The 5,318-nt window shown below is 36.0% G+C and carries 7 protein-coding genes; 6 read left to right on the top strand and 1 reads right to left on the bottom strand.

The window, feature by feature from the left end; all coding sequences use genetic code 11:
- Window positions 1-209: hypothetical protein (locus tag OZD66_RS05720; protein ID WP_275022485.1), on the bottom strand; the 209-nt coding region annotated here is incomplete at its 3' end.
- Window positions 210-222: 13 nt separating this feature from the next.
- Between OZD66_RS05720 and OZD66_RS05715 the strand changes: the two genes are divergently transcribed.
- The 6 genes from OZD66_RS05715 (at window position 223) to OZD66_RS05690 (ending at window position 4,990) form a co-directional block, all read left to right on the top strand.
- Window positions 223-363, top strand: coding sequence for a hypothetical protein (locus OZD66_RS05715; RefSeq protein WP_007549336.1), 141 nt, complete (start codon window positions 223-225; stop codon window positions 361-363).
- A 60-nt stretch (window positions 364-423) separates the two neighbouring features.
- A complete protein-coding gene (locus OZD66_RS05710) occupies window positions 424-729 on the top strand; it encodes an integration host factor subunit alpha (RefSeq protein WP_006279881.1) in 306 nt (101 codons plus the stop codon).
- Window positions 729-1,055, top strand: a complete 327-nt coding sequence (locus OZD66_RS05705) for a MerR family transcriptional regulator (RefSeq protein ID WP_006279880.1) — start codon at window positions 729-731, stop codon at window positions 1,053-1,055. The genes OZD66_RS05710 and OZD66_RS05705 overlap by 1 nt, the downstream gene beginning before the upstream one ends.
- A 45-nt stretch (window positions 1,056-1,100) precedes the next feature.
- Window positions 1,101-1,697: a murein hydrolase activator EnvC family protein gene (locus OZD66_RS05700; protein ID WP_182366268.1), complete on the top strand. Its 597-nt coding sequence runs from the start codon at window positions 1,101-1,103 to the stop codon at window positions 1,695-1,697.
- 12 nt (window positions 1,698-1,709) lie between these two features.
- Entirely contained in the window at window positions 1,710-4,226 is a 2,517-nt protein-coding gene (gene leuS / locus OZD66_RS05695; RefSeq protein WP_182366267.1) for a leucine--tRNA ligase, read from the top strand.
- A 128-nt stretch (window positions 4,227-4,354) separates the two neighbouring features.
- Complete coding sequence (locus OZD66_RS05690; RefSeq protein WP_182366265.1) at window positions 4,355-4,990, top strand: hypothetical protein; 636 nt, start codon at window positions 4,355-4,357, stop codon at window positions 4,988-4,990.
- Window positions 4,991-5,318: the final 328 nt, after the last annotated feature.

The following is a 5,318-nucleotide window of genomic DNA, read 5'->3' as shown; positions in this document are numbered from 1 at the left end:
AAAAACATTCCTCTATTCGAATCCTTTCGTCGTGCTGTTGATTCTGCCTTCCTATGACCTGTTCGGACTATTATGAGAAATGCTATAACAGTCCACGTTGTGTACTTTTGTATGTTAATGTTCGGGTTTTTTGCGGGAGGACATATGCTTAATTTTACTGTCGGCAGCGAGATTGTGAAACGAAAATACATCAGCACATCATCATCCATTATCAATGGATTTATGTTTATTGGCAGTGGAGTTATAGTGTCAATGTTAGCACTTTTTACAGATCATAAAATGGCACTTTTTGCAATATTTGCGATATTGATAGTTGCCGGTATTTTAAATTATGCAACAAAAGAGACATACTCTAAAAAATAAAGTAGCTGAATCTCGAGTCGATTGCTATATTATATTTACGTATTGTAATATTTATCAATAATGGATCACGTTACAACAAAAGACACAACAGTAACTAAGGCAACGATAGCTGGAGATATAAACCAAGAAATAGGATTATCAAAGGAAGACTCTGTTTCGATAATAGATGATATATTGGACGAAATAAAGACAAGCTTGGTAAAGGATGGAATAGTAAAAATATCGTCATTTGGAACATTCTTGGTTAAGAAAAAGAAGGAAAGACCAGGAAATATACCAAATACATCGGAGAAAGTGATGATTCAGGCAAGAAATTCAGTTTCTTTTAGGCCTTCAAAAATTATAAAAAAATCAATCAATAATTAATGAACAAGGAAAAATTATTTTATACGATTGGGGAAGTAGCTGAAGAGCTACATTTGGAACAGCATGTTTTGAGATTTTGGGAAGGTCAATTTCATCAAATTAAGCCTACAAAGCGTAAAGGAAGAAGGCTATATGATCGCAAGTGTATAGAGGCCATAAAGAAAGTAAAATACATGCTATATGATAAAGGATATACAATAAAAGGAGTGCAAAAAGAATTTGGTAATGATATAAAAGTCACAAAGAATTTGTTGCAAGAACTCACCGATTTGAGGGACTATTTAACTAGTAAAATAAATAACGAGGAAAGTAACAAGCAGGCGTGAAACACTACGTCTCGCTAAAATTTTGGAGTTTTGTGAGAGTTTAAAATGTGGCATATAGCCTTATTTCTTATGTTATTAGCAATATTAATAGGCTGTGGCCTGCAAAAACCTGCACCTGTGCTGCTTAAAGGCGAAGAATTTTACGGAAAAAGAGATCTGGAATATACAAGAGAGTACCATTTAATTAGGGAGCCTTCAGTGCAAAAAGAAAGTAGAAAAGCCATCATAAATAGGATATACAAAGATAACAATAATACACAAAATGTGGGGGTAAATTGTAAATTTGTAATGCCAGTTAAAGGTTCAGCTACCTCTTCTGATGAAATGTGTAAGGATGGCATAAAAATTGCTGCTCAAAATGGAACGAACGTAGTTTCCTCTGCACCAGGCAAAGTGATATATGTAGGCAAAGGGCTGAGATGGTATGGGAATTTAATTATAGTGGAACACAAAGATAATTACATGACTGTGTACTCCTATTTAAAAAACATACATGTTGAAATTGGTGATAAAGTAAAGCAAGGTCAAGTAATTGGATCTGCAGGTAAATCAAGCACACAAGATAAAGATCCACAGATGTGTTTCACAGTACGACATAATGGCCAAGCGGTTGATCCTTTGATGCATATGAACTGTAATTGAATTTGGATTTATATGAAATATGATTTTAAAAGTGTTGAAAAATTTTATCAAGATAAATGGGATTTTTCTGTAAGCAAGAGTGGTAAACAAGAAAAGTGTTACGTGTTGGAAATGTTTCCATATCCATCTGGTAAAATTCATATGGGACACTTACGTAACTATGCAATAGGGGATGTGATAGCGCGTTACAAGAGAGCTAATGGATTTGAGGTTTTGCATCCAATTGGCTGGGATGCGTTTGGATTACCAGCTGAGAATGCAGCAAGGGATAACAATATTAGCCCCGAAACATGGACAAAAGAGAATATAGATAATATGCGTACACAGTTGAAATCTATAGGTCTTTCTTATAATTGGGAGCGTGAACTCTCCACATGTGAGACTGACTATTACAAATACGAACAAAAATTTTTCCTGGATTTTTTAAAGCATGGGCTTGCCTATCGAAAAGAATCATGGGTTAACTGGGATCCAGTGGACCAAACAGTGCTTGCAAATGAACAGGTGGTTGATGGAAAAGGATGGCGATCAGGTGCAGTTGTTGAAAAACGTAAGTTGTCCCAATGGTTTTTAAAGATTACTGATTTCGCTGAAGATTTACTCAAGTGCCTGCAAAGTTTGAAAAATTGGCCAGAAAAAGTCAAAACAATGCAGGAGCGTTGGATAGGAAAATCTGAAGGAGCAACTATAGAGTTTGAAGTAGTTGGCCTGAATAAGAAATTAAAAGTTTTTACAACTTATCCTCATACTTTGTTTGGGGCTTCTTTTTGTGCAGTGGCAGCAGAGCATCCTATTGTGCAGGATTTAAAGAATGGTTCTTCTGTTGTCATCCCAGTGCTTGACACTGGGATCCAAGAAATAAAATCGAAAAGAGAGAACGATGAAAAAATAGGAGTTTACACCGGATTAAACGTCAAACATCCATTTCTTGATAAGGAATTGCCGCTTTACATAGCGAATTTTGTGTTGATGGAATATGGGGAAGGCGCGATTTTTGGTTGCCCTGCACATGATCAGCGTGACTTTGAATTTGCACAGAAATATAATTTGCCGATAATTCCCGTTATTTCTTCAGCCCACTTAGGTGTCATTCCAGCGCGTGACCAGAATTCTTACAATGGATCCCAGTGTCAAGCTACTCAGATGACAAAGGAGGCGTATACTGGAGACGGGACAATGTTTAACTCCGAATTCTTAAACGGATTAATGGTTAGTGAAGCAAAGGAAGCCATAGTTAAAAAATTTGAAGAAAAAAAAATAGGCAAAAAAACAATAAACTATCGTTTGCACGATTGGGGAATTTCGAGACAACGTTATTGGGGATGCCCTATACCTATTATATATTGCAAAGACTGTGGTACTGTTCCAGTGCCAGAAAAAGACCTGCCTGTAATACTGCCCGCGGATGTGGAATTCACAAGTGGTGGCAATCCACTTGATAAACATCCTACTTGGAAATTTGTTGATTGCCCAAAATGTGGAAAGCAAGCAGAGCGTGAAACTGATACGTTTGACACCTTTTTTGAATCCTCTTGGTATTTTGCTGCATTCTGTAGCGAAGATAAATCAATAGACAAAGATGCGTGTAATCGTTTTATGCCTGTTGATTATTATATAGGTGGAATAGAGCATGCAATTCTGCATTTGCTTTACTCACGATTTTTCTGCCGTGCTTTAACCAAATGTGGCTATTTTGATATTAAAGAGCCTTTCTCTACTTTAATCACTCAAGGAATGGTCTGCCATGCAACTTATAAAGACGAAAATGGTAAGTGGCTATTTCCCGCAGAAGCAAAAGAGTTGATTGCACAAGGAGCTAAGGTTCAAGTTGGAAAAGTCGAGAAAATGAGCAAATCGAAAAAGAACACAGTTGATCCAAATTTTATCATAGAAAAGTATGGTGCTGATACTGCCCGCTTGTTTGTGTTGTCTGACACTCCTCCAGAAAAAGATATGGAATGGTCCGATGATGGTGTGGAAGGTTGTTCTCGTTATGTAAATAAATTGTGGCGTATGGTCATGCAGCTAAGACCTGTAAATATACACTATGATAATGAAAGTGTTACGGGTGGACTTCTAGAGTACAGAAAAAAAATTCATAAACTCTTACACGGACTTACAGATGACTTGGAAAACTGCAGATTAAACTGTGTAGTGGCAAAATTTCGTGAGATGACGAATTTAATAGCTGAAATAGACGTAAAAACTGGAAAATCTCTTATTGATGAAGGTATATGTATATTAATCAGAATAATCGAACCATTCATACCACATCTAGCTGAAAGCCTATGGCAAGGAATAGGAGGTCAACCTTGGCCAAAAGCTGATGAATCATTATTAGTTGACGATACGGTAACTATAGCAGTGCAAATCAATGGAAAATTACGTACAACAATCAAGGTGGCAATTAACTTACCTCAAGCAGAATTGAAGAAAATAGCGATAGACTCTGTGTCCAGTAAGATCGATCAAAGCAAAGTTCGCACTGTATATGCTGTACCAAATAAGATAGTAAATATAGTTATATAAAAGACCTGAGTAGTACGTTTTATATAATCTGATTTTATGGCTATACTTTTTTTGACATGTAGTTATATCTTTTTTAATATAAAGGATATATACTTATGCATTATATATTTTTTTGTATGAGGAGTTATATGAAAATAAAGAGATTGTGCGTTTTGGCTGTGTTGCTTACTTCATCTCTAGCAGGTGCAGCTAGTAATAGTGCAAGTAAGTCAGAAGATAAGTACTATGCAGGTTTAAACTTTGGTGCTGGTTGGGGTGGTGGCTTTAAAATGAAACCTGGTGTTGTTCTTGGTTACCATTATGACCAAAACTCTAAATTTGAACTTGAGGTTCTCAGTAATATTAAGTCATTAAAGAGCATAGGAGCTAGCTTATTGGCAAACTACCGCTTCTATCCTGACCTTGATATTGATCCCGTTAAGCTATATGTCAGCGGAGGTTTAGGAGGATATCTCCAAATAACACCTTTTGGCTTTGGTGTTAGTGATACAGTTGATGGTGATGGCAATAGTTCACAAGAAGAAAAAGAAAAGGAAGAAGAAACACAAGGTGCTCCAGAATCAGGTGGTGAAGCTGCTGGTTCATCTGTAGTAGATAAAATACTGAGTTCTATTTCCTATAAACTAAAGTTAGGTGTTGATTATGAAATTACTTCGCAGATAATTGGTGCAGTTGGTATGACCATGGGTGGGCAACTAAGTGGTATAAAAGCAAAACAAATACCAGATGCAACTCTAGAGATAGGGGTACGTTATAATTTTTAATGCTGCTACTTAGTTCATAAAGGTAGAGACGATGTTGAGGATGAAATAAACAGCATTAAAAAAAATCCGAAAACGTATTTTCGAATATGGTTTTGAACGCTAGCTATAGATTAGAAAAATAACAAGAAAAAGGGTAAACATACTGTAATTGCTGTTGAATGATGGAGTCCATTATTTTAGCACGAAGTAACGAATTCAGTAGAATAAGTTCTTCAAAAATAATTTAAACTTTTATTAGTATAGCACTTCTCATAATAGTCCAAAAAAGGTAAGATATGGATTTATAGTAGTGATGGTAAGCATGCCAGCAGCGTATAGTTATGACTTA

The organism is Wolbachia endosymbiont of Drosophila baimaii (genome assembly GCF_028982185.1).
GTDB lineage: Bacteria > Pseudomonadota > Alphaproteobacteria > Rickettsiales > Anaplasmataceae > Wolbachia > Wolbachia pipientis.
The sequence above is the reverse complement of the archived record's forward strand: the minus strand, read 5'-3'. Positions and strand labels throughout refer to the sequence as shown.